The organism is Brevibacillus sp. NPDC058079, assembly GCF_042885155.1.
In the GTDB taxonomy this organism is placed as follows: domain Bacteria; phylum Bacillota; class Bacilli; order Brevibacillales; family Brevibacillaceae; genus Brevibacillus.
Map to the genome: position 1 here is coordinate 1,318,610 of NZ_JBHVSO010000001.1, position 25,243 is coordinate 1,343,852.

The window sequence follows — 25,243 nt, forward strand, 5'->3', positions numbered from 1 at the left end:
GGTTATCCCTAAATTATACCAGAAATAGACAAAATCCGCTAAACGGATTTTTTCATCCATGATCCATGTAACAGAATAAAGCGTCCACTCCCCCGATGTTGTGAAGGGAAGGACGCTTTTCGATGCACGGTATTTTACTTCGATTCGCCGTTGAGATAATTAAAGAACGGTTGATCTACCCAAAATTTGTATGTCTCTACCTTTACTTTGTCATTCAGCTTTTGGAAGCCTTCCACGACCTTTGGTGATTCTTCATTCAGGGAGAAAGACTGTACGACATAACGGCCATCTTTTAACACGTTGTTCGTAATGACAGCATACTCTGCCAGCTCCGTACGAGAATGATAAAGCGGCTGCCACCAAGAAGCCTTGAGCAATCCGGTCATGTCCTCTTGATCCCGTTTGGCATATTTCAAAACAAGTGGCTGGAACTTCTCTTTTTCTTCTACACTGTCGAATTCCAAGCTGAGATCGTACTCCTTGGCATACGCAATGTAGTTGCCGTTTTCAATCTGAACCACTTGATAATCGGCTGTTTGAACAGGCTCTCCCCATTCCTTCAAGTAAATGAAGGCAGATGTTTTCGGCTCAAATTGAACCTTGGCATTGACGCCTTCACTTTTTAACAGGCCGATTAATTGAATGGCGTGAGCGATATCACTATGCCCATAGGTAATCGTGCGCTGTGGATCAAAATGAGGATCGAATGCGGCATCCTTCAGATTGTAGCCAGTAATTAGGTTTTGCTTCAAGCCTTTGTCTACGAGCGCTTGCAATTCACCGGCTTTGATGATTTGCGATTCGTTCCATGCCTGTGCGAGCTTGCCAAAAATCTCTGCATCGGCGATTGTGCCCAGATAGTTTTTGGCAGAGCCATGGAACTCTGCTACTTTTGCTAGCAATTGACTCGCAAGCTCTGCGGATACTGCTCCTTCTACAGTAGCTGACTTCAATGCATTGGCGGACACAAGGCCCGTGTCAATGGCCACAGCCAGCTCTTGTGCAGCCTGCAAGGTAAGCGCGCCACCTTTTTTATACGAAATCCCTGCTTTTTTCAAGGCAGCCGCTACTTTTTCTTCGCTATATGTATACCCGAGCTCTTTTAACTCAGCAGCTTTTGCGGCAGCGCTGACTGCTTCCCATACAACCAGCTTGGAGGTATCTTTTGATGCAGGCAAGAAAGTTTTGGCTGACAAGTCTTTTTCCGATATACTTGTTGTAGTAGATACGATCTTGAGCAACGCTTTCTCAAATTGCTCGCGAGTTACCGTCTTGTCAAAAGTCACACCGTATTGCTGCTGCAAAAAGCTGTTCCACTCTACGTGTGCTTCTACCGTTGTTTTCGTTGTAGCACCGACTGCCGTTGGAAAAACGAGTGCCGCTGAGAGTACGGCAGCTGAAGTGGAGAGTTGTAGCCATTTCGCTGATCTGTTCATGAAGAATCCTCCTGACGTATGAAGACGAATCATATTGATATTATTCCTATGTGTTTACTAGGGATATAATCAACTACATTAACACTCCTGCATTCATCCTGTCAATAACTAGAATAACCCGAAGTCCTCCCACAAATGGAGGGCTTCAGGTTATTTTTTTCACGTTCTTATTTTTCCAGTTCCGACCATTTGTTTACTTTCACTGGAGGTGTGTACTCTCGCATCCGATCTAGCAAAATAGCGGGATCACTCTCGCACAGGATCAATTCGCCCTGCATAGCGGGAATAAATCCGGCTTCAGTCGCATGCTCCACCATTTGCATCAGCGGCGTATAGTAGCCGTCCACGTTCAACAGTCCGATTGGCTTTTGGTGAATGCCAATTTGACCCCAGCTCACCACTTCAAAAATTTCTTCAAAGGTACCCAATCCGCCCGGCAAAGCAATGAAGCCATCAGACAAATCGATCATTTTCGCTTTGCGCTCGTGCATCGTCAAGACCTCATGCAATTCTGTCAGCCCTTTATGTACGATTTCTCCACGGAACAGTCCTGTAGGCATGACGCCGATCGCTTTGCCATCGCCTTCCAGTACTGCATTTGCCACGCGCCCCATCAGTCCCATGCTTGAACCACCATAGACCAATTCAAGACCACGAGCGACCAGTTCTTTTCCCAACTCCAGTGCGTACCGCTCAAAAAGTGGATTTACACCTGGATTGGAACCTGCATAAACACAAATACGTTTCATGTCATCCTCCCAAAAACTTGTTGAAGTAGAATGGCTTTTCCTGAATTTCTTTGCGTGTAATATAATTATACTAAAATCAGGAAGGGACAGATATATGTGAATATAACTGAGTTTCAAAAATGGGTTGGAGATTTTTATCAAGAACGCGGATGGACAGGGTACGGTCCGTTTATTCGGGTAGGTTTTCTAATGGAAGAAGCCGGCGAACTGGCAAGAGCTGTTCGCACCATTGAAATTGGTCGAGATCGTCCGGATGAAGGGGAAAAGCCCGCAGCGGAAGCTCGGCAGGAGCTGGTGGAAGAGCTGGGCGATGTACTTGGGAATTTAATCTTGCTGGCAAATCAATACGAGGTTCCTTTTGAAGAAATTTTGGAAGCACATCGAGCAAAGCTGCAAAAGCGCTATCAGCTCCATCGTTGAATACATACAGCGACAGACTAGGATTTTCGCATCTCCTAGTCTGCCGCTGCTTTCATCTATTCGTCTTTTCGTCCAAGCTACTCCTACTCCAATGTATCAAAGGCTTCCTTCATAACCTGCGCAATAAAATCGATATCATCGCTCGTCGTGGTAAACGGTGGCGAGAGTGTCAGCACATTGTTGAAGCTCGGAATGGTGTCGCCATTGCGCCCAATGATTAGCCCACGCTTCTTGCACTCGGCAATCACCTGTGTCAATTTCGCTGGCGCCGCGGGTTCCTTTGTTTTGCGATCCTCTACCATTTCGATCCCCATCAAGAAACCGAAGCTGCGAATGTCTCCCACGTATGGAAAGTCTGCGAGAAACGCCAGCTTGGCACGCAATTCTGCACCAAGTTCCTCCGCTCTTTCCACCAGTTTTTCCTCTTCTAAAATTTCGAGATTTTTCAGGGCAAGTGCGCATGCCGCCGGATTGCCGCCGAACGTATTAACATGACGGAAATGCAGATTATTCCCCTGCTCATTGAATTTATCTGCGATTTCGGCCCGAACAGCCGTTGCAGAAAGTGGCAGGTAGGCGCTCGTAATACCTTTGGCCATGGTCACAATGTCTGGCTTGATTCCAAAGTTTTGGTGGCCGAACTTTTGACCAGAGCGACCAAATCCGCAGATGACCTCATCTACGATCATCAACACGCCGTACTTATCGCAGATTTCCCGCACTTTTGGCATGTATTCCGGCGAAGGAACAAGGACGCCTCCCCCCGTAATGGTCGGCTCCATGATGACCGCTGCGACTGTCTTTTCACCTTCCCAATTGATCACTTGATCGTAATATTGGGCGCACTCCAGATTGCATTTGCCGTACGATTTTCCAGCCGGACAGCGATAGCAGTAAGGCGGAGGTACATGAAGGAATCCTGGCGCCAATGGTTCGTATTTTTCCTTGCGTATGGATTGACCAGTTGCAGCGAGGGCCCCCATCGTATTTCCGTGGTAAGCCCGATGTCGCGAAATGAATTTGTAACGGCCCGGCTCCCCGTTCTGGTGATGATATTGACGGGCAATCTTGAATGCGACCTCGTTCGCTTCCGAGCCGCTGTTGGAAAAGAAAACGCGATACTCCTCGCCAAGCCATTCGCTGATCTTCTCGGATAGACGAATGGCAGGGACGTGGCTTTGTGTGAGTGGAAAATAAGCCAATTGCTTCAACTGCTCGTAAGCGGCGTCTGCGAGCTCCTGTCGGCCATAGCCAACGTTGACGCACCACAAGCCAGACATTCCATCCAGATATCGGTTCCCGTCGATATCGGTGATCCACGATCCGCTCGCTTCTGTTACGATCATCGGATTGGGGTTGTAGGGGGACATATGGTGCCACATATGCGAACGGTCGGCATCCAGCAAGCTCTCTTTATCAAAATCTTTCGTCACTTGTCCTTGCTCCATCGCGCAATCCTCCTTATTTTTTCGTTAGTGGTTACTTTACAAAAACTTTTTGCGAACCAATGCTTGTATCGCCATCTTCGAACCATCTGGATGTGACCGTTTTTTTCTTCGTGAAAAAGAGGACACCGTCTTTTCCATTTGCATGCAAATCACCGTAAAAGGACTGCTTCCAGCCTGAGAAAGCAAAGAAGCCCATCGGAGCAGGCACCCCTACATTGACACCAACCATACCCGCTTCCACCTGCTGAACGAATTCTCTTCCCCATTTTCCGTTGTTCGTATAGATGGTCGCCCCATTGCCAAAACGCGAGCGGCTGATCGTCTCCAAGCCCTCTTCAAAGTCTTTTACACGCATGACACTCAGGACAGGCGCGAAAATCTCGTCGCGGACAATGACCATCTCGGCATCTGCCTTGTCAAAAATCGTTGGCCCGAGGAAGTAACCATCCGGCAGCTTTTTCGCGTCCTCGCGACCATCGCGAACTAGCGCAGCGCCAGACGCGACACCTTTTTCGATATAGTCATGTACTTTGGACAAGTGCGAATCACGGATGACTGGGCCGAGATCGATGCCCTCCTCCAATCCATTTCCCATTGCGAGAGCACTGGCTTCCTCGATCAGATGCGCGATCAACTCATCGGCAATCTCCTCAACAGCTACTACAGCGCTGGCTGCCATACACCGCTCTCCTGCACAGCCGAATGCTGAGCTCGTAATTGTTTTTGCCGCGCGCTTCAAATCCGTGTCAGGCATGACCAAATGGTGATTTTTCGCCCCAGCCAGTGCTTGCACACGCTTCCCGTTCGCCGCTGCTGTCTTGTACACGTATTCCGCAACTGGTTGCGAGCCGACGAAGGAGATCGCTTTAACATCCGGATGCTCCAACAGACCATTGACGACATCATGCGCACCGTTTACGACATTGAATACACCGTCTGGCAGCCCTGCTTCCTTGAGCAGTTCAGCAATCCGAATCGAAGACAGCGGCGTACGCTCCGAGGGCTTCAGCACAAACGTATTTCCTGCGGTAATCGCAATCGGGTACATCCACATTGGGACCATCACCGGGAAGTTAAATGGGGTAATCCCGCCCACTACCCCCAACGGAAATCGGATCACCTGACTGTCGATGCTGTTTGCGATATTGGGCAATGTTTCCCCCATCATCAGTGTTGGCATCCCACAAGCGAACTCTACCATTTCCAGCCCACGCAATAGCTCTGCCTGTGCCTCAGGCAGATTTTTCCCATTCTCCATGGTGATCATCCGGGCGAGTTCATCCTCGTGCTTGACGAGAAGACTATGAAAACGAAACATAATGCGCGCACGATCAACGACAGGGGTAGCACTCCAGCTCACAAACGCTTCCTTTGCAGCAGCAACAGCCTTGTCCACATCTTCTTTCGTCGACAGTGGCACGCGCGACAACAATTCTCCTGTTGCTGGATTGGGTACATCCTCAAAACGCGTCGTCAGTGAATCTACCCACTGCCCTCCGATGTAGTTTTTCAACGGATTTCCAACGATAGCTGTGTTCATCCCTTCAACTCCTCACGTTCAATTAATTGACAATTCCATTTTATCCAAAAATAATGCCTGTCAGCACTAGACAAAGCGTAACGCATTAGGTAGGGTTAATCATACAGAGTGTAAACGGAAGAGGTGATCCTGATGAGCAACGATTTGCGCCTGACCATTGCAGAAATCATCAAGCGTCCATTGTTTCAGCATGCCCAAGTGGTGGCGGGGCATCGCGGTCTGTCCCGTCCTGTTCGCTGGGTTCACGTCTTGGAGACTGCTGATACGGGACAGTTTTTAAATGGCGGCGAGCTGATCCTATCAACTGGGCTAGGATTTGGCGAAGAAAAGGAAAAGCGGCTTGCGTATTTAACAGAACTCATTCGCCGAAAAGCAGTCGGGTTGTGCATAGAACTGGGACGTTACATCCCCTCCATCCCTGAAGATATGCTAGAGTTGGCGAACCACCACCAGTTTCCGTTGCTCGTCTTTCATCAGCCTGTCCGCTTTGTGGACATTACGCAAGATTTGCACGAGCATTTGATCCATGCGCAGATGCAAGCACTTCGCAATCTCGAAGCATACTCTCGCAGTTTGCAGCAGCTCAGCCTGCAGGCAGCGGGCATACCCAAGCTATTGCAGCATTTTCAGGTGGCGGTTCAGACGCAGGTCTTCTATTACGCACCAGATGGCTCCACACAATTTGCCCCAGTGGTACCGCATGATGTTGCAGTGGAGATGAGCGATTTGATGCGGTCTCATTTTTCCGAACTGGATAGTAGTGAAGCTGGCGTCCGCTTCCTTTCTCTATCTACGACCAGGCAGCTTGCCTATCAACCAGTGATGGCAATGGGTCATGTGCTCTCCTATGTCGGCATTGTTTTGTATGAACGCAGTCCGGATGAGTATTTGCTCCTGACCTTAGACAATACGGTCAGCGCAATGGCCCAAATTTTAATGAGGAAAATGTTTGTGGAGGAACAGGCGCTTGCTACTGAAAACCGGCTGTTTGATGATTTGATTGCCAACCGCTCCATACCGGAGGAACAAATCCGTTCCTTGCTTGGTATCACGGGCAACGGTAAAGCCTCGGCATATCACATGATTATTTTATCGTTTGAGAAGCCGAAGAACCTGGCCGAGGATTCCCTTCCGCCGCACGATCTGACGGCTATCTTCCGTTCACTATTGACTCGTCATCACTTTCGTCCTTTCATACGTTGCAAGGGCCATCGCTTTTACTTTTTATTGATCGAGCTGCGGCCGCTTGCAGATTCCCGTCGTACCCTGGAAAAAGCCTTTCGCGATGTCAAAAGAATCATGACACAAATGCTAGGGGCGGAGGTTCAAATCTGGATGGGCGTCAGTCGAGCCGGGAAACGGTTGTCTGACGCTGGACGACACCTCGCAGAGGCGGAACAGGCACTGGCTTTTTGTCAGGAATCATCCAGTCCATTTTTCGCTGATCTCGGATTGTTCCGACTCCTGTTCCACGTACCTAGTGAGCCTGTGTTAAAGACTTTCATAAGCGATTACCTCGGCCCGCTGTTAGCCCATGACCAAGCACACGGCTCCTCGCTTGCTCATACGCTGCGTGTCTATTTGGATGTTAACCTATCCAAGCAGGAGGCTGCGGAAAAACTGTTCATTCATCGTCAAACGCTCTATCATCGCTTGGAAAAAATCGAAGAAATTCTCGGTGAGGATTACACGGCAACAAAAAACAGAATTTGCCTGGAAATCGCTATGCGAGCGCGGGACTGGTTAAGTAAAGAAGAACAGCACTAAAAAAGACACAACCTTTCATCTGTTTAGAAGACGAAGGTTGTGTCTTTGATTTATTTTCCTGGCTTATTCATATACAAGCGATACTTCGCTTCTTTGCCTTCCGTTAACGCAACACGGATTTTGTACAAACCGGTTTGTTCGATATTCACCCTTAGTCGTTCAAGACTGTCAGAGGTTGTGGCAGAAGCAAGCTCTTTTGAACGACTGTTATACACGTACAAATCGACATCTGCATCCTCATTCCAGTCTACGGACAATTCCAAATCCCCAGGCTCATTGATGCGAATTAAATAATCCATGTATTTCTGCTTTTTCGCCAGCTTTCCTGTTCGGAAAGGTTCTTGTTCACCCGGTGGCTTTTCCTCTTCCTCATCATCGGCCTTTTGCCATTTTCCCGTTGTCGCTAGCGCATACGGCTGAGGTCCTTTCGGAATGTTATAGCCTTCGACCGTCACTGTGTAGGTTCCCTCTTCCGGCTCAGTAATCCATACCTGTTCAACGTTGTTCAGGTTGTCCACTTCGTCGTTGTACGGGGCCTCAAAAAAGTCGTTGCCGTTCAGCTTTTCTCCACTTGGTGTTGTCACCTTCAGATTCAAATCGTTGACGAGTGCACGCTTTGCGACAATGGCAGCAGGATAATCCGTCCACGCAAGCGTAATTGCCAAAGGCTTGGAATCATCCGAGACCTTGACCTTATATGTGACTTTTTCACGCGTGCGAATGCCATCCTTCTCGTCCTTGAAGTTCGTTTCAATCGCCTGCTCCAGATTGGCTCGGCCGAAGCCTTGCTCTCGCATGTCTTCATCCAAGTTGTCTGCACTAGTTAACAGCATGGCTTTTACTAATGCACCGCTCGGATTTTTTTCCCCTTCTTCTTGCAAAAATTCCCGGATTTGTGCCACACCGCCCGCTAAAATTGGCGTAGCCATGCTCGTACCGTTCATATATGCGTAATGTTCATTAAAACGCTTGTAGAAATTTTTGCTCGGTGCCAGTGAAGAGCGCGTAGACAAGATCGCTGAACCAGGCGCGACAATATCGGGCTTCAAACGTCCGTCGTCCGTTAAGCCGCGACTGCTCGATACCCACACGTCGTCTGCTTTATCGGAGTTCTTCCCCAAGTTGGGCCGAACATTTTCCGTAGCGCCAACGGCGATGACGTTTTTAGCCGTGGCTGGGCTCCCGATCGTTTTAAAGCCATTCTCACCATCGTTTCCAGCCGCAATAAGCACCGTCATATCTGGATGCTCCCATAAAAAGCGATCAAACAGAAGCGATGACAGGCTGTACGCTCCCTTATCATCCGTCCCCCATGAATTGGAGTGAATCCGTGCTCCCTCTTCGTATGCTTCCTGCAAAATGGTCTCGACATCCGTGTTGAGCTTCCCTTTCGCGTTCTCTATGGAATGAAAAACGAGCTTCGCACCCGGTGCCGTTCCTTTATACTGTCCATCTGATGCTTCTCCTGTGCCCACAATGGAGCCAGCTACATGCGTACCATGACCGTGGACATCACTCGCATCATTCGGTCGGCCAATTGAAATGAGCTTTTCAATCTGGCCCTTAAAATCTGGATGCATTGCTTGCAGCTTCCCTGTATCCAGTCCGGTATCGGCTACCCCGACAATTTGTCCCTTGCCTGTGTACCCTGTCGAGGTCAGCTTGTCCGAACGAATGATGGTAGCTGCCACATCATTGTGTAGCTTGTTTTCTGGCACAGGGACGACAGCAATGACATCATCTGATTCGATCACTTGTTCAATCGTTTGCTGATCCATCTTAGCGATAGAGATATGCGGAGCATCTTCTGGCGATTGTATGTCTCGTATATCTTGATCCTCTGTCATTTCCGTCATCGCTCGATACATGTCCACTCGTTGATTGAAACCGATGACGGCAACCTCGACCCGCTCTCTATTGCCTCCCGAAAAGCGAAGCTCGGACGATACCTTGGACTTCGGTGTAAACGCCATAACATCTTCGACAAAGGACAGCTCCTCGACTTCCCTTCTTACCTGTTCATCCTCAATTTTCGCGATGAATGCATAATCCGGTATGTAATCACCAAGCGTGACGCCGATATGTTCTAGTTCTTCTTTCCACTCCTCACGAACAGGACCGGATAACTGAATAACGACGAGCTCAGACTCTCTCTTTTTCGACGTAAGCTTGTCCAGTGCAAGACCCTTATCCGCTTCGATCTGGATATTTCCCCGACGCTCTCCCTCTTGCTTGGCATCCGCCGGAATGCCTTCCAACGAAAGTGTCAGAACAAGTGTCGTGCATAAAGCTGCCTGCCATTTTTTTCGCAAACCAAACACCCTTCCCCCATGGCATAATGTAACCATTTCTATCCATTATAAGAGAAAGGGTGAATTGTCAAAAGAGTAAGAAGGCATAGACATGGGACAAAAGCTAATTTTTTGTCCCATCCTCTTCTACCGTCCACTGTAATAGCGGTTGAAAATCGGCCCATGCCAACTGCATCAGCATTTCCTGATTCCATTCCTGCTTCGGAATATCCATCAGTCGCACGGCCTGATTTTGGATCGCCTCTTGCAACAGGTTATGGCTAAAACGACCGTTGCCATTCAATCGATGATCACTGACTGCTTTATCCAAAGACTGCGCGATCATTTCCAGCACGTTCTTCTCCATGGCATACCCTACGTCACATGCAGCCTGTTCAAGAATGTGCACGAGTTCCTTCACCGTATAGTCGGGGAATGCAATATATTTTTTAAACCGTGACAAGAGTCCGGGATTGCTCATCAATAATGAATTCATTTCGAGTGGGTAGCCTGCGAGGACCACGACCAGATTCTCTTCGTGTTTGGTCATCTCTTCTACGAGCGTGTCAACCGCTTCCTGCCCAAAATCCCGTTCTCCTCCACCGAGCAGCGAATACGCTTCATCGATAAACAAGACGCCACCCAAAGCTTCTCGAATTTTTCTGCGAGTAAGCGCTGCGGTCTGACCAACATACCCCGCGACCAAGTCGGCTCTACTGGCCATAACAAGATGACCGCGTTTCAAATAGCCGATTTCTTGCAAAATCTGCGCATACAGCTGGGCAACCGTCGTCTTCCCCGTGCCTGGATTTCCAGTAAAGACGGCATGTAGCTCAATCGGACTTTTCGGCAGGCCTCTTGCTGCGCGTTCTTGCTGAACGGACACATACGCCGCGATTTTTTTCAGCTCCGTCTTCACCTGAGCAAGACCAATCAACGCTTGCAGTCGAGCTTCCGCATTCCTTTCTTTTTGCGGCGGATCGAAGCCACGGACATCCTCGGGTTTTAGAATCGTAAAGTCATCCCATTTCAATTCCTTACCGTCTGTCTCGCGTCCTTTGGCAAAAATCGCATCGAGCACGATATTTGTGACTGCCCGTGCATTGCCAAACGTCTCGTCTACTTGCGCTTTTTCAATACGCTGGCGCAGCGTCATTTTTGCCGCCTCTGTCAGAGTAAAATCGTTCCGTACGGCTACTTCTTCTGCGATATGCACCAGTTCGTCCGCCTGATAGTCCGGCAGTAAAAAGTGGCCCGTCTCTGGAAAACGGCTATTCAGCCCAGGGTTGGCGTACAAAAAATGACGCATTTCTTCTGGATAGCCCGCCAGCATCACCACGAAGCGTCCTGCATACTCACCGCTCGTCATAGCGGATACAAGTGTGTCAATCGCCACTTGCCCGTAATCACTACCGGAGCTATCTGGGCGCTTCAAGCTGTATGCTTCATCGATAAATAGGACTCCACCGTCTGCCTGCTTGATCGCTTCCATGACGCGCTGCTCTGTCTGTCCCACATAAGCGCCGACCAACTGAGAACGATCCACCTCGATGAGCTGTCCTTTTGCCAACAACCCGAGCTCCTGATACAGCTTGGCGATCAAGCGCGCCAGTGTCGTCTTCCCCGTTCCTGGGTTCCCCATCAGTACGAGATGAAGAGGGAGCTGGTCTTTCATATGCCAGCCCTTTTCTTCGCGCAGCTGGCGATATTGTAGAAATTGCGCCAGCTGCCGAACTCGATGTTTGATCTCGTCCAAGCCAATCAACCGCTCCAATTGCTCTAAGGCGGTCAGTTCCTGCTGTGGTAATTGATCACTATCTTCTACGACTTCCCTTCTTTGTGGCAGGAGCTTTTCTTTCTGCTCTTGCTGGTTAGTTAAAGCGCGGATCGTCTCTTGCAATTGGACGAGCATTTCACTGGAGTAAAAGACCCCGGATAAAGACGCTCCATACGCTTGAACACGTTCTTGCAATTGTACTAATAAATGTTGTCGTTCCGTGTATAACAGCACGAGGCCAGCAGCCGTAGCTTCCGCCTCCGAATCGTTCCACTTTTGCGCTGCCTGTAGTGTCTCCTCCGCAAGAGAGCGCCACTTCGTGATTTCAGCCAACTCATTGGTTGCTTGCTCTTCCAGCACCTCAACTGTTCTCCTGCGCATGACGACGTTATCCGTTTCACGCACGGACTTGAATTCAGTGAGAAAGGCATGGGATCGCAACTGTAAAAAGTACAGCTCGAGCTTAACTTCTCCAGCGTAGCGATAATCAGGGGCTAGTTGAAGCGCACGATCTACCCATTCAGCTGCAAGCGTATGGCCTCCTGTTTTGTGCATCCGCAAAGCAGACATCCGCGTCAACACCATCGCTTCCATCAAATCAAGCTCTTCGCCTGGATGTTCTTGACGATGCTGTTCGAGCATTTGCAGGAATGTTAGGCATTCGCCTTCGGATAGTGACTGGATGCTGGATGGATTTTCGCTAAAACCTGCAACCAGTACCCTCGGGTCCCGTTCTTCTTGATGCTGCATCTTTTGATTGCTCCTCCCGCTCCATTGTTTCATCCCTGTTGTAGCATATTTAGCCGAACATGAAAAGTCTGTCCGAACATTAGAGCTCTACTTGAATGTTCGTTACGGTTCTTTTCACCTTTTGACGTGCGAATAAGGTCGCCAAAGCAATGAGGATACCGGCCATACCAAATTCAAGCCAGACCCCTCCCCATTCCAACAGCATCGCACCTACAACCGGACCTGCAGCCATCCCCGTATAGCGAATGAAATTGTACACACCAATGGATGTTGCACGCTCTGCTTCAAATACTTCGGATAGCAAAATCGTATGTGCAGGCATACCTACACCTAAGGTTAAGGCAAACAGCGTACTTGTTATCACAAGTAGGAGAAAAGAAACATCAGCCGCAGTCATAAAAAGAAACATCGCCAAAGCATTTGAGCCGGTCGTCACCAGTAATGTTTTACGTGCCCCCCATCGATTTTGCAATACAGCAGACAGCTTGCTACTGATAATAAAGACGACTGACACGAGCAAGAAAACCAATCCGATGATTTCAACGGAGACTGCGTATTGGTTCGTCAATTGAACAGGGAGAAACAGCAAAAAGCAATAATAGGCGTACATTTGGCTAAAACCGATCAAAATGACAGATGCACCGACCGGGTGGAGCAAAATATTACGGAAAGACCGTAGTGTAAAACCGCCTGATGAAGTAGCTTGATTCTTTTTTGTTTCGGGTAACAGTGTTGCATTTATGCCGACGAGAAAGACTGCGCAGATCGCCAAAAACAAAAAGACCGCAGAATGACCGCCGATGCCGCCAATCCAGCCACCTAAAAGTGGACCAAGTGCCGGACTGAGCGCAAGCAGCATCTGATAAGTACCCATCGCAGATGCACGTTGAATTCCTCTAAATAAGTCTCCAATGATCGTAGCGGCTACGATCGGAATGGCAGCAAACCCCGCCCCTTGTAAAGCCCGGAAAAAAAGTAGCCCATAAATAGAATCGACCAGATAGCATCCGATTGACGCGGTCGTATACAGGATCAGGGCAGGTATCATGACACGTTTTCGGCCGAACCGATCGATAAATGGTCCGTAGATGATTTGCATAATCGCGAGCATGACGGTAAAGATGGAAACGGTCCAGTTAATCATCGTTGCACTCGTCTGAAACTCTTTTTGCATGGCTGGTAAAATAGGCATGAACAAATTTTGCGCGAACATACCTAACATAAGCGTTACCCCAAGTAGGTACAGTACTTTTTTTGGACTCATGGTTGCTCTCCTCTTATCTAGTTATTTTTGTGTCCTTGGAAACAATTTTTACAAAAAAAAATTAATGAACACCAAATTGTATGTTTCCCCTAATCTTCTGTTGCTTCTCTTATGACCTCTTCCAAAAATGCCAATTCAGCAGGATTATACCTATCCAAGAATCGGTACATGTCCATCTCCAGTCGTTGATGGTAGTGTTCGTGAATCTCGTTTACCATTTCTCCTACTGATGTCAGACGAAAAAAAACTTCCTTCTGATTGTCTTCGAGCTGATAGCGCTCGAGTAATCCTTTTTTCAAAAGTTTGACTGTTATTTTGGATATCGCACTCTTTGTTACCCCAATATGCTGTGCAATTGTCGTAACATTGACTCGATCTTTCCCCCCTACCTCTTGAAGGACGTGGAGCTCTGTTACGGATAACCTTCCAACTTTATCGTAATCAGGTACGCTGATTTTGATCTGGCGCAATAGCATTTCTTCACGTAGCTTGCTGCGCTCCTCCTGTTTATGTAGAAAGGTGATCCATCGATTCCAAAGCTTCTTTTTAGGGTCCAATGCAGCATCAGCTCCTCATCTATTTCGACTTTTGTTTCCACGGAAACAAAATAACCCTATCATGAGATTTCCTTTTACGCAAGAAAAAACCGCAGCCCTGCATTCGCAAGCTGCGTTCCGAGACCATTCTCTATCCATTTAGATTGCCCAATTCCTTGTCCGCACTAAAATGAGCACGAGCAGCCTCAAACACTTCACTTTCCGATCCGGCCGAGATTTTGAAACTCGATACCACTTTCTTGCCGCATCGCACTTGTACATTATACTGTGAATCCCCATCATACGTTGACTCGAAATGATAATCCTCACCATTGACCTGAATGGTTCGTTCCATGGTTACACCTCCCACCTTAGTGTGACCAAGCAACAAGGCAATCATCCAATATTTTGTTGTGAAGAAATCGTTTTTTCCGTTTCAGCTGACTCCATGGCCGCTTCGATAATCAAAAGGGCAGGCCCTTTATGTCCGAAGCTTGTTTTAAAGGATAAGATGCGTAGCCATACTTTGCAACCAGCTCCTGCGCAGGATCTGGATTAGGGTCATACACAAGGAAAAGCTCGACATTTGGATGCTGGTGATACTCCGACGCATGCCGTTCGTTTGCAATGGAACCGCAGCCAATAATGCCTACTTTTTGCTCATGATTGCTCCTCCTTTGTGTTGAACCCTTGACAGACCACCTGTCGTAAAAGTTATTCGCTCTAGGGAGTTGTTAGAGGGCACAACGCTGGTTCAACAGCGCTGTGCCCCGTTTCCCTTTTTACAAATCAGCAATGCGATGCGCTTTTTTTCGAGCTAATCTCTTTTCACGAAGTCCCTCAAAGATCGAATAAAGCACGGGAACCAATACAAGCGTTACGAGTGTATGGAAAATCAATCCCGCAATGACCCCGGTAGCAAGCGGCGCTTCTAGTTCCGCACCTTCCGCAACAGCGAGTCCCATCGGCAGCATACCGAGTATCGCGGTCAGCTTGGTCATGATTACCGGACGAACACGATCTCGCGTGCCCTGTACAATCGCTTCTTCCAACCCCATCCCCCGTGAACGAAGCAGATTGATTCTGTCAATTAACAGAATCGCATTGGAAACAACAATTCCTACCAGCATGACGAGCCCAATCATCGCCATCTCACCAAAGGTTCGCTGCGTGACCACGAATCCGAGAATGACTCCCACCAAGGCCATAGGCAACGACAGCATAATAATAAACGGCTGAGATAATCTCCCAAACTGCGCCACCATAATCACATAGATGAGGGAGACGACCGCTACCAAGACGATGATTCCTTGCGTAAAGGTGTTATTCTGTTCCTTCAAATCGCCAGCTATCTCGATCTTGTATCCAGCGGGCAATTCCACTGTACCCAGCTTTTCATTTATTTGTCTGCCCGCCGTACCAATATCCGTACCCAACAGTTCGGCTGATACCGTGATGATTTGTTCTCCTTTTTCATGTTTGATCGTAATCGGAGATTTGCTGAAATGGAAATCGACCAGCTCGTGTAATGGAACCTGTGAACCTGTTCCTGTTCGTATCATAATCTGCTGGAGTTGGTCAGGATGTGTCACCCATGTCTCTGGATATCTGGCAACAATCGAGGTTTCGATGCCATTTTGACTGATTGTGGAAAGGGGCTGCTCCCCAAGCAGCACGCTGATTTGGCTGTCCAATGATTCTGAGTCAACCTGTAATTGAGACATTGCCTCCTGATTCGGTGTCAGCGTTACTTTTTCTTTCCCTCTTTCAAAGTCATTACGAATATTGACTACACCGGGGATGCTCCCCAGCATTTCTTCTACCTTTGTGGAAATCGACCGGGAAACCTCCAAATCTTCGCCCGCTACCTGCAACTCAATAGGTGCCGATTTACCTGAGAATCCAAATGTCATACTCGTTTGTTCCACACCGTCAATCGCATTCAAGCGACCGTTTACTTCTTGCATAAATTCTTCTTTCTCTTGCGTTCGTTGCGATTTGGTAACTAACGTAATATTTAACTCGACTGTCTCTTTCTTTGCTGTAAAAAAGACTTGATTCACATCGGACAACTCTCTCAAAGCTTTTTCCGCTTCAACTGCCGCTGTTCGCGCCTGTTCCAAGCTAGTGCCATCGGGCATCGTTAGCGTGGCAAAAATTTGATTCTCATTGGCATTCAAGCCATTTCCTATTTTAATCAATGGGAAGAGACTCAAGGCCCCTACAAACACCGCAAGAGCCACCAGCAATGTGAGAATTCGATGACGAAGGGTTAACAACAGTAATCGCTGAAAGAGAGAAGCAACCCGATTTTTCCCTTTTTCACTACGGGTCTGCAACTGTTTATCATGTTGAAGAAAACGCTCGGAAAAAATCGGAACAAACAGAAAAGCTGCAATCGTAGACGCAAGAATGGTAGACGTAACGGTAAACGCAATGGTATGAAGAATAGGCTTCAACCACTGCTCAAAATCCGCGACCACAAGCGGTAAAAACACAATAATCAAGGTTAATTGGGAAGCAAAAACAGGTGCTATGACTTCTTTTGAGCCCTGAACGATGGCCTGTTTCAGCTGCATTCCCTTTTCTCTCAAATGATAAATACTCTCCAGAACAACGATCGCGGCATCAACAATCAATCCGATTGACAAACTCAGTGATATCAATACCACCATGTCAATGTTGTATCCGGCAGCTTTTAGAGCGATGAATGTCATCAGGATGGAGAGAGGCAGCGTCGTTGCAATGACCATCGTCACACGCCAATTTCGCAGGAATACCCAGAGTACGAGGATTGCCAATATTCCCCCGATGACAACATCTCGACTCAAATTGGTGATCGCTTTTTTAATGAAGGAGACGGATTCAAACATGACTCTCAGCTCGTAGTTTCCGCCCGCCTCATCATTAATTTGCCTCACAACTTCCTCGACTTTTTTCTGTGTAGTGATCAGGTCACTCCCCGCAGCGCGCTTCACACTGATTTGCACAAAGAGGTTTCCTTCTGTCATGGAAATAGCGTCCTTCACGCTTCCACGCAAGTCACTCACCGTTGCCAATTGTTCGAGTGCAACCTTGCCCTTGGGTGTCTTGATCAAAATGGCTTTGAATTCTTCTACATTTTTCACACTGTTGTCAATCATCACAACGGTGTCGAACCCGGGATTTTCCAATATCCCCACAGCTTTTTTCCAATTGGCACCCTGTAGCTGACCAACCACATCCGCTGCTGTCGTTCGATAGGCAGTAAGCCGTTCAGGACGAAATGTTATCGCAACCTTATTTTCAAAACCGTCCTCAGATACGACCACTTCCTTCACACCCGGGACGGATTCTATTCGATCCTTAATGGTCGTCTTCAGCAAGGTGAGCATGGTCTGTGTATCGGCACCCACCATTGCGTAGTCGATTAAGTCCTCATCACCCAAATTCGTTTGAGTGACTGTTACGGTATCTACTACTTTGGGAAACTCGTTGCGCAGCCGATTCACAATATTTTGTGTCTCTTGCTTGACCTTTTCACCTTCCCCATCTTCTGCAAGGATCGAGATGCCAGAAAACCCCGTCCCTGTTTTCGATGAGAAACTTTTAATCCCAGCCACAGATTTCAATTCCTGCTCTATTTTTTTCGTGACCTTTTCCACCATCTCTTCAGGCGGCAGCGCTCCTCCTGAAATATTCACTTCAATCCAAGGCAAATTCGTTTTCGGTACAAGCTCCACGTTGAAGGAAAAGAGAGCACCGATTCCGGTAAGCACGATGAGGAATGTGCACAAATAGAGGATCACTTTTCGTTTCAGCAAAAAGAGAATGACCTTGTCCATCGGTTACTCCCCTTTCACCGTAACGACTTCTCCTTCGGCGTAGTACGTTATGCCGGAGATTAGGATTTGATTACCTGACTGAAGGCCCGATAGAATCTCGACGTTATTTCCAACAATTTGTCCCACTTGCACGTCGCGTCTCTTGATTACACCATTCTCGACAACCATGACGAAGCGCTGTGTTTCCTTAATGCCCACGCTTTGGACGGGAACGAGCATTCCGTTCACTTTACGTGCCATCTCTACAGTCGCGACCATCCCCTCGATCAACACGTTGTCTTTATTGGAAACAGCTATCTCTACAAGATACTTTCCCGTTTCCTGGTTAAGTACAGGTGAGATAAATGTAATGGTCCCTTTACTTTTGCCCTTTCCCTCCACTGCCACAGGCACCGTGTCCCCTTGCTTGTAGTTTTCCATCACATCCAATGGGACATCGACCTTGAGCTTCACATCCGAGCTATCAACCAGGTGAATGATACTTTCACCTGGCTGGGCAAGACTACCTGCCTTTTGGGTCACATCGATGACCGTTCCGCTAAATGGCGCGACGAGTTGCGTTTCTTGAAGGGTTTTCTTTGCGAGCTCTACTTCTCTGGCCGCTTGTTTCAAATCGGCATCTGCACTGGCAATCTCGTTGACTTCCGCACCCTCTAGCAACTTATCCAACGTAATTCGCGCCTCTTGTAGCGAAATCTCGTTTTGCTCTTTTTCCGACTGTGCACTGTCCAGCTCACTCTGCGAAATAGCGCCGCCCTTAAACAGCTCTTGGGCTGTCTCCCATTTCCGTTGCGCATCCTTCATGCGCTTTTCCTGGCTGTCCACTGCCAAGCGTTGTTTGCTGATGAGATCGGCGCTTGCTCCTTGCAACGTTTTTGAACGCAACGCAGATGCGCTTTGAACCTGGCTTTGTGCCGCTTCCAGCCCTTTTTGATAATAGTTCGTATTTAATGAACTTAATACCTGGCCCTGTGTCACCTTTGCCCCTTTTGTTACGTTCATTCGTTCAATCGTACCAGAAGCCCCAAAGGCTAAATGGCTCTCCTGTTTGTATTCAACGAAAGCAGTAAGTGGTATCGGCAAGGAATCTGTCTGTTTTACGGTGTGCACCTGCACGATCTTTTGTTTGGTTTGCTCCGTTTCCTGTTTCGTTTCCACTCCACACCCCGTGATGAACATCAGTACAACGGTCAAAACGACATAGTGCATACTCTTCACGTAGAGTCCTCCAAGTAGTTTTGTCATTGTCTTTTTGAATGAAGCTGACATCATATTCTCTCTCTCGTTATTGTGACCTTGCTCAAGCAGACTTGTCTGTCGCAACCACCTGTTCTTCTTTTTTCTTAAAGTATTGACTCACTTGTTTGTTCAGATGAGCAATCAAAGCGATCACGAAAATGACGGCACCTGAGGCCAACAAGAGATACGGCCAATAAACGGCTTCCAGTAAAATACCGTACAACCAGATCCCAAACGGTACGGCCACTCCGGTAAAAGTCCCGACCACACCAAACATGCTGGCACGCAAATGCTCAGGCGTGTTCAATTGAACAAAGGTAAAGATCGGGATGTTCCCCATGGAGTTGAAGATGGCGGAGACCAATAAAATCCCGACAAACACGCCTGTAATGATCCACGAGGCGTTACTCGTTTCCGGAACAAAAATCGGAAATACCCACGTCATCAAGAGAATCCCTTGCACTTGAATCAAAAGGAAGATTTTATTCTCAACGTATTTGCTCACCTTTTTCATAGAGACAATAGCCGCTCCGATAATGATCCCGATAAACCAGGAGGACTGAATAAAGGAGAATTGCTCCATCGATACTTTTTCGACTCGATAGGCAATATGCAGCAGCCCTACATACATGAGCGGAGGGAAAATAAAGTTGAGCACAAGGAAAATCAGGAACAAGTACTTGATGACGACCTGTTCACGAATATATTGGAAGACTTCCTTGATTGTTTCTATATAGCTTTGCGTTGTCTCCTGTACAACCTCGGTCTTGCGGAAACGGAGGAACATCTGCATGATCCCTGCTCCGATAAAAGAAAGGCCATCAATCAGCAAAATCATTTCCATCCCGACTAACCCATAGGCAACCGCCCCTACCAAAGGACCCGCTACATTGAGAATGGCACTGATCGCTTGATAAATAGAGTTCATACTTCCTACTCTTTCTTCGTCTACCAGCTCAGGAATGGATGCTTGCAAAGCGAGATACGTAAAGGCCTGAATGGTACTGATCACGAAGGCGTATCCGACAAACAGCCATAGATTCGTGGGAAATTGAAGGAAAAACAGTAAAAACAAGAGAACGAGCGCACCGCTTAGCAGCTCGGTGACAACCATGATTGTTTTCTTGTTGTGTCTATCAATATAGGCGCCTGCAAAAATATTAATCAGCACCCCTGGCAAGTACGAAAAGCCCAAAACAGTTGCAAATGCAGCGGAAGAACCCGTCACATCCGCAATGTACAGGGCAAGAGCAAATTTATAGACACCGCTACCTAATTCTGTAATGAAACGAGTAAAAGAAAAGAGAAAAATATTTAATCCGTATGATTGGTTGCCCATCTTAACCTCCCTGAATAGTAATCCCTCTAGGTGACGATTTATTTCGGCAAGATGATCCCGCTACACCCCACGGACAATAAACCCGGAATAGAGCGGAATCCATCTGCCGATTTCCAATACGATGCCTAGGCGACTCTTAGCGTATGACTAGAGACATCCCTATCAATTTTTTCGCTTCCTCCTCTAAGATCACTCGCAGCTTCCTTTCATCCTCGCGATATGGCAACGCCATAAAAATAGTCATTTTGCCCGTGGATGTATAGGAAGCCTCAAAGAGAATACGCTTCTTGCCTTTTATAAACAGGTAATCGTATTCACTTGGTTGACTCTTGTTCTGCTCACCCAGAAAGTTGCAAATAATAGGTGTCATCTGCATGGATCGGATGAGTGAATGATGGGAAAGAGGATAGTTTTCGGTTACGTCAGGATTTTGCACGAGATTGGTGAAATGGATGTTCCTCTCCTTTGCGAGATCCAACCGAACCTTTACATGCGTTTCCAACTCATCCAGACTCCACGCCGGATCAATATGAAGCGGAATATGATCGATGCACTCGCCAAGCACATCGAAGTAATGGTTCCCCATAAAGGATCTGCCGAAGTTCATGAGGAAGACGGGTGCCTTGTGGACTCCATAACTTCTTTCGCAAAATCTGGCTAGAAGAGCAATCGAAATCCGCGCATTTTCTGTCTCCTGCGGGTTGTCCATATCCACTTCGCAGGTAACAATCGTGTAGCCGTCCAAAGCGGATGAAGATTCGAGCTGTCTTTCTATGGACAGAAGACTATTTTCAAATGCGTGAAGATCGAATTCCTCCATGAGTTGCTGATCTTCGATTCCGACTGGACCTCTAGTAATTTGCCGGACAAAGTCCCAATACGTATTCCGATCATGTTTCGAGAGGTCTGTGCCATTTTCCAACGCTTCGTAATACAGGTTCATATCGTTTTGCAGAACTTCACTGCTGATCAAATCAAAAATGAGATGCGATGCCGGGAATATGAACGAGTACTCTTTCTCGCTCTCTTTCAGCAAGATCACTTTGTATGACAAAGATCCGATCGAATCATGCTGCTTGTAAAAATATTCGCTCAGCAAAAGATGGCGCACCGCTTCTTTTCTGTCATCTGATTCACCCGATACATCAACAACAGGGAGCGCAATTTCACGAGGGCAAGGATATTCTTTCCAATACAGCTCTTCTTCCTCAAAAGCCAACGTGCATCGCAGTAAATGATGCCGTTCCAGGACGTAGAGGAAGGCTTTTTCCAGTGTCTTAGGATCGATCATCCGCTCAAAGCGAATCACTGTTCCAGAAATGTCCTTTTCCTGTACATGATAGCGCTGTGAAGGTGACAGCGGCTGTCTGATAAAAGTCTGCTGATTGACGATTGCCTCCGAATAACGAAGTAGCTTCTGATCGAGGTCGTTGACGATGCGCTCCTGCCATAACAGGGTTTCCTTCTCATCAAGTGTAGCCTCTTGGAAATGATTCCTCTCTTTTTCCCCTGCTTTTTGCGAGAGATTCAGATATTGAATGGCATGCGGCTGAATCGCAGGATCACAAGACCTACGTAATAAGGACAGTATTTCTTGTTGTTTGTCCCGCGCATTTTCCTCCACGTACAGAATAGCTCGGTGCTTGCTGCCGAAGGGCACCTCTACATAGTTGCTTCGTACTTGAAAATGATCGTAGATCAAGGTTTCCAGCTCTTTTTTATCTTGCGCTTTTGTGGTGCGAATCCGGTTTACTGTATCTAAATATCCTGCTAGTGCTCTGACTGTATCGTATTGGAAGATCGTTTGAATCTTCACTTCTATGCCTTCCTTATGAAGTCGCGCTACCAGTTGGATCGCTTTGATAGAGTGCCCGCCTAGATTATAAAAATGGTCATCCACACTGATTTCCTGTAGGTCGAGCACTTCTTTCCAGATTTCTGCCAACCTAATCTCCTGCTCTGTAACAGGTGGATTCAGTTGCTTACTCGCCTCCCGGATCATGACAGGCTCAGGCAATGCTTTTCGATCTATTTTTCCATTCGGTGTTACAGGCATTCTCTCAAGGACGTGGATATACGTTGGTACCATATAGGCCGGAAGGGTGGCCAAAAGCTCCTGACGCAAATCTCTGTTCCACTCAGGCTGCTCCCAGACCAGATAAGCGATCAGGCACGCATCTCCTCCCTGTTCTTTTTTGGCCAACACGACCGCTTCCTTCACTCCTGCCTGGGATAGGATCACGTTTTCAACCTCATCAAGCTCGATACGAAAACCACGTATCTTGACCTGGTTGTCCATTCGCCCCAAATATTCCAGACTTCCATCCGCAAGCCATTTCACCATATCTCCCGTCTTGTAGAGCCTCGAACCGGCAATAAACGGATCTGCCACAAATTTCTCGTTCGTCAATTCCTCGCGATTGATGTAGCCATCAGCGACACTAATACCCGCGATTGCCAACTCACCAGGAATTCCCTGGGGCTGCAAATGACCATGCGCATCTAACACGTATACTTTTGTGTTGGCAATGGGCTTTCCGATTGGCACTTGCTGCGGCAGCTTCTCTTGCCCTTCAAACGTCCAAGTCGTTGCACAAATGGTTGTTTCGGTTGGACCGTATGCGTTGATGTATCGGCAATGCGCGCTCCATTTATGGACAAGCTCCCAGTTTGCTGCGGAACCTGCGGTGATTAACGTTTTCAATTTCGGGAAATTTTCCGGCTCCAAATACGTCACAAAGGTAGGCGGAAGTGTCGCGACTGTTACTTCATGCCGCAGCATATACTCACTAAAAGCCTGCGGATCGAGTACGACATCCTTTGAAACAATAACCAATCTCGCCCCCGTCAATACCCCCATCGTAAACTCCCAGACAGAGGCATCAAAGGAGATGCTGGCAAACTGCAACACCTTGTCCTTTTGGGTGATACCGAGATCGTTAATGAAAAACTGTTGGAGGTTGGCGATTCCGACGTGGTGTAGCCTTACCCCCTTTGGCTTCCCCGTTGACCCGGATGTATAAATGACGTAGGCAAGGTCACTGGAACGATGAAGGGTCTGTACATCAGATGTAACGCCGTTGTATACGCTCCTATCATCAAGATTGATCAACGTTGCTGCAGGGAGAATACGCTCTGCATACGCTACAGTCGGATCATGGACCAAAACAATGCTGGCCCCGCTATCTTCGATCATATAGCTGATCCGTTCACTCGGATGGTCGGTACTGATTGGGAGAAAGGCACCGCCCGCTTTTAAAACGGCCAAGATGGCGAGACTGTAAGCAGTAGAGCGCTCCACCATTACAGCAACAATGCTCCCTGGTTGTACCCCTTTCTCACGCAGCACGTGGGCCAGCGCATCGGATTTGTCATCTAATTCCTGATACGTGTAGGTGCCTTCCTGATCGACCACGGCAATGTGATGCGGTCCCTTTTTGACCTGTTCCTTAAAAAGCTGGTCAATGGTTAGCGTTTGATCAACCACCATCTCCGTGTCATTCCATTGTTGCAGAATGAGAGCCTGCTCCTCGTCCGTGACCATTTGCATTTTTGCAAGCGGCTGGTCGGGATTGCGGACGACACTTTGAATCAACTGATTCAAGTGCGCTTGCACTCTTTGCAGGTAGGCATCGCTGTAAGCAAGTGCATTATAAATAAAGTGAATTTCTAATTCCTTTCCAGGAATAATGCACAAGTTGAAGTCGTAGCTGGTTTGCTCATATCCTTGGACATCCGTGATTCCGAATAAACCGCCTTTTCCATCTTCGTCGAATGCCTCCTCCGTCAATGGATAGTTTTCAAAGACCATGAGATGCTGAATCAGGTTTTGTTTTAATGCGGTTTCGGACTGAATATCGGCCAGAGACAAGTATTGGTAGCTGCTTGTGGCTGTGGAGAATTGTTGCACCTGCCGAAGTAGCTCCGAAAATGTCTGTTTGCCTTCACTGCGAATTCGCATTGGGATCGTATTGACAAACAATCCAACCATTTCTTCCACGCCAACGAGCTCAGAGGGACGACCCGAAACGACTGATCCGAAGACAACATCATTGGCATAATTGTATCGTTGCAACAACAACCCCCAGAGGGAATGAAAGACGATGCTCAGTGTCACATCATTTGATCTCGCTATCTGCTCCAAACGCGCAGTCGTTTCCTGATCAATGCGAAACACAATCGCTTCTCGTTGGTACCCTTTACCGGTTGAAATATATTCAACCGGTAAAGGAGATTGCTGATCAAATCCGTCCAGACTATCTCGCCAGAACGAGAGTCCCTCTTGTTTGTTTTGCTTGCCAAGCCAAGTGACATAGCTACTGAACGAATACGGTGGAGCCAACTCAGCCTTCTTATTTTGAAGATAAGAGCGATAGATATGGAAAAAGTCTTTGGCGACAATCCCCAAGCACCAGCCATCCATAATAATATGGTGGAAGCTCCACACCATCTTGTATTTTGATTCACTCAATTTCATAACGGTAATCCGAAACAACAGATCTTTCTCCAAATCAAATCTCTTGCTCCGATCCCTTACAAGAAATTGCTCCACAAATGCTTCTTGTTCTTCCTGAGTCAGGTCAGAGATGTCCTCAATCTGAATAGCTGCTTCTCTTTGCTTCAGCACGATTTGCAGAGGCTTTTTACTTTCTTTATAGTGAAAGACTGTTCGCAGGATATCGAATCTTTCGACGAGGTCGTGAAAGCTCTGATCAAGGAGATCAAGCCGCAACGACTCCTCCATCGTAATCACCGTTTGTTCGAAGTGAACCTCTGATTCAGGATGAAGGATAAAGTGATACAGCATGCCTTCTTGCATAGGTGTCAAGCGGTATATATTTTTTATCTGAACACCATTCAAAC

Annotated in this window: 16 protein-coding genes; 2 read left to right on the plus strand and 14 right to left on the minus strand. The window is 47.6% G+C overall.

Features of this window, described 5'->3' with window-relative positions:
* Window positions 1-134: 134 nt before the first annotated feature.
* Both ACFVS2_RS05985 and ACFVS2_RS05990 read right to left on the minus strand, forming a co-directional pair.
* Window positions 135-1,436 (minus strand): hypothetical protein, encoded by a 1,302-nt coding sequence (locus ACFVS2_RS05985; protein ID WP_390232154.1) that lies wholly within the window; start codon window positions 1,434-1,436, stop codon window positions 135-137.
* Between the two features lie 167 nt (window positions 1,437-1,603).
* Entirely contained in the window at window positions 1,604-2,185 is a 582-nt protein-coding gene (locus tag ACFVS2_RS05990) for an LOG family protein (RefSeq protein WP_173619536.1), read from the minus strand.
* 96 nt (window positions 2,186-2,281) lie between these two features.
* Between ACFVS2_RS05990 and ACFVS2_RS05995 the strand changes: the two genes are divergently transcribed.
* Complete coding sequence (locus tag ACFVS2_RS05995; RefSeq protein WP_390232157.1) at window positions 2,282-2,605, plus strand: MazG nucleotide pyrophosphohydrolase domain-containing protein; 324 nt, start codon at window positions 2,282-2,284, stop codon at window positions 2,603-2,605.
* An 83-nt stretch (window positions 2,606-2,688) separates the two neighbouring features.
* Here the strand turns inward: ACFVS2_RS05995 and ACFVS2_RS06000 are convergent, their stop codons facing one another.
* Window positions 2,689-4,053, minus strand: a complete 1,365-nt coding sequence (locus ACFVS2_RS06000) for an aspartate aminotransferase family protein (RefSeq protein WP_390232160.1) — start codon at window positions 4,051-4,053, stop codon at window positions 2,689-2,691.
* Between the two features lie 31 nt (window positions 4,054-4,084).
* Complete coding sequence (locus ACFVS2_RS06005) at window positions 4,085-5,593, minus strand: CoA-acylating methylmalonate-semialdehyde dehydrogenase (protein ID WP_390232163.1); 1,509 nt, start codon at window positions 5,591-5,593, stop codon at window positions 4,085-4,087.
* A 132-nt stretch (window positions 5,594-5,725) separates the two neighbouring features.
* Here ACFVS2_RS06005 and ACFVS2_RS06010 point away from each other — a divergent pair, with 132 nt between their 5' ends.
* Complete coding sequence (locus tag ACFVS2_RS06010) at window positions 5,726-7,360, plus strand: PucR family transcriptional regulator (RefSeq protein ID WP_390232166.1); 1,635 nt, start codon at window positions 5,726-5,728, stop codon at window positions 7,358-7,360.
* Between the two features lie 50 nt (window positions 7,361-7,410).
* Here ACFVS2_RS06010 and ACFVS2_RS06015 read toward each other — a convergent pair whose 3' ends face one another.
* From ACFVS2_RS06015 to ACFVS2_RS06060, 10 genes are all read right to left on the minus strand, one after another.
* Window positions 7,411-9,681, minus strand: coding sequence for a S8 family serine peptidase (locus ACFVS2_RS06015; RefSeq protein WP_390232168.1), 2,271 nt, complete (start codon window positions 9,679-9,681; stop codon window positions 7,411-7,413).
* Between the two features lie 94 nt (window positions 9,682-9,775).
* A complete protein-coding gene (locus tag ACFVS2_RS06020) occupies window positions 9,776-12,178 on the minus strand; it encodes an AAA family ATPase (RefSeq protein ID WP_390232171.1) in 2,403 nt (800 codons plus the stop codon).
* Window positions 12,179-12,257: 79 nt separating this feature from the next.
* Complete coding sequence (locus ACFVS2_RS06025; protein ID WP_390232174.1) at window positions 12,258-13,442, minus strand: MFS transporter; 1,185 nt, start codon at window positions 13,440-13,442, stop codon at window positions 12,258-12,260.
* Window positions 13,443-13,531: 89 nt separating this feature from the next.
* On the minus strand, window positions 13,532-13,999 hold the full coding sequence (locus ACFVS2_RS06030; RefSeq protein WP_390232177.1) for a MarR family transcriptional regulator: 468 nt from the start codon (window positions 13,997-13,999) through the stop codon (window positions 13,532-13,534).
* Between the two features lie 130 nt (window positions 14,000-14,129).
* Window positions 14,130-14,333: a hypothetical protein gene (locus tag ACFVS2_RS06035; RefSeq protein WP_026043127.1), complete on the minus strand. Its 204-nt coding sequence runs from the start codon at window positions 14,331-14,333 to the stop codon at window positions 14,130-14,132.
* A 109-nt stretch (window positions 14,334-14,442) separates the two neighbouring features.
* On the minus strand, window positions 14,443-14,625 hold the full coding sequence (locus tag ACFVS2_RS06040; RefSeq protein WP_390232433.1) for a hypothetical protein: 183 nt from the start codon (window positions 14,623-14,625) through the stop codon (window positions 14,443-14,445).
* 135 nt (window positions 14,626-14,760) lie between these two features.
* Complete coding sequence (locus ACFVS2_RS06045) at window positions 14,761-17,802, minus strand: efflux RND transporter permease subunit (RefSeq protein WP_390232180.1); 3,042 nt, start codon at window positions 17,800-17,802, stop codon at window positions 14,761-14,763.
* A gap of 3 nt (window positions 17,803-17,805) precedes the next feature.
* A complete protein-coding gene (locus ACFVS2_RS06050; RefSeq protein ID WP_390232436.1) occupies window positions 17,806-19,011 on the minus strand; it encodes an efflux RND transporter periplasmic adaptor subunit in 1,206 nt (401 codons plus the stop codon).
* A 91-nt stretch (window positions 19,012-19,102) separates the two neighbouring features.
* The gene (locus ACFVS2_RS06055) at window positions 19,103-20,380 is read right to left on the minus strand and encodes an MFS transporter (protein ID WP_390232183.1); all 1,278 of its coding nucleotides are present in this window, start codon (window positions 20,378-20,380) and stop codon (window positions 19,103-19,105) included.
* 136 nt (window positions 20,381-20,516) lie between these two features.
* On the minus strand, window positions 20,517-25,241 hold the full coding sequence (locus tag ACFVS2_RS06060; protein ID WP_390232186.1) for an amino acid adenylation domain-containing protein: 4,725 nt from the start codon (window positions 25,239-25,241) through the stop codon (window positions 20,517-20,519).
* Window positions 25,242-25,243: the final 2 nt, after the last annotated feature.